Below are 1352 nucleotides of genomic sequence, written 5' to 3' on the forward strand. Positions count from 1 at the left end.
GCTCCTGAGAGGGGCGATTGCCGAGGGCTATGACCTCGAGGCTGAGCGCCGGGTTCGTTCCGGTGAGCGCCTCGTAGAAGATCTCGTAATTGCGAGGCAACCCAATCACGCCCATCTGGCCCATGGTTGCCACGACAGTGCTCGCAATATTGTTGCCTCGGTCTGTCGGGGCGGCTGCGGAGTGCATTTTTGTCCCGTTTCAGTTGGCCAAACGGCCGGCGGCGCGCCGGCGAGAAGCTGGCGGGCAACCGGTCGGGGGTGCGAGCGGCGTGAAAGAGAAAGTTTGCAATGGCGCAGGTCCCCTCTGCGCACCTCGCTTGTGTTGATATCTAATTTAGGCTGGCTAAGGTTTCCTTAATTTGCAGCGCTGTCACGGTCATTTTTCTACCACAGGGTGTATTTTTCACTGTGCCAGCTGTAGCATGCATGGGCCGGAGCGCCGAATGTCGCAAATCCTCGCGCACTGCCGTCGACGCCCGACATCGCCGTGTGCAGTATTGAACAAAGGTCCCGATCTCGTCCTCAAATTGTGAACGCTTCGTCGCTTAGCAGCGGTCTGCTCTATGCGGTCGACAAAGCATATATTCCAGGCAAGGAGAAAGAACATGAGCTCGTTGCCCACCCTTTTCATTTCGCATGGCGGCCCCGATATCGTTTTGGCCGAGACGCCGGCGCGCCACTATCTCGAAACTGTCTCGCAGCTGATGCCGAAGCCCAAGGCCATCGTCATCGTATCTGCGCATTTCGAGACCGACGGCGTTGCCGTAGTGACTGATCCCAAGCCTGGCATGATCTATGATTTCGGTGGCTTTGCTCCGGAATTGTACAAAATGGTTTATCCGGCGTCGGGAGAACCTGCGCTCGCCGCCAAGGTTTTCGGCATGCTGGATGCAGCTGGCCTCAAGCCGCATACCTATGAAAAGCGTGGTTACGACCATGGCAGCTGGACGCCGATGAAGCTGGCGTTTCCCGATGCCGACATTCCGATCGTCCAGGTGTCGATCGACCCCAATCGCGACGCCGCATGGCACTATGCCATCGGCAAGGCATTGGCGCCGTTGCGCGACGACGGCGTGCTGTTGATCGGCTCAGGCCATATCACGCACAATCTGCGGGCTTATTTCAGCAGGTTGCGGCATGGAGCGGAACCCGATCCGGCGCTTGCCGGAAAGGTTCAGGCATTCACCGACTGGTTCGCCGACAAGCTTGGCTCAGGCGATGCCGCAGCAGTGCTAGATTGGCGGGCCAAGGCGCCGTTCCCTGGAGATAACCATCCGACCGACGAGCACCTGATGCCGATCTTCTTTGCCTATGGTGCGGCGGGTGAGGGTGCCAAGGGGCGCCGGGTGCAC

At 59.2% G+C, this 1352-nt stretch carries 1 protein-coding gene; it reads left to right on the forward strand.

Annotated features, from left to right (window positions below; genetic code table 11):
• Window positions 1–605: 605 nt before the first annotated feature.
• Window positions 606–1352 (forward strand): DODA-type extradiol aromatic ring-opening family dioxygenase (locus AC1DUU_RS32135; RefSeq protein ID WP_476787335.1); only part of this gene is annotated, 747 nt, incomplete at its 3' end.

This window comes from Aminobacter sp. P4_H6_2 (genome assembly GCF_056400805.1).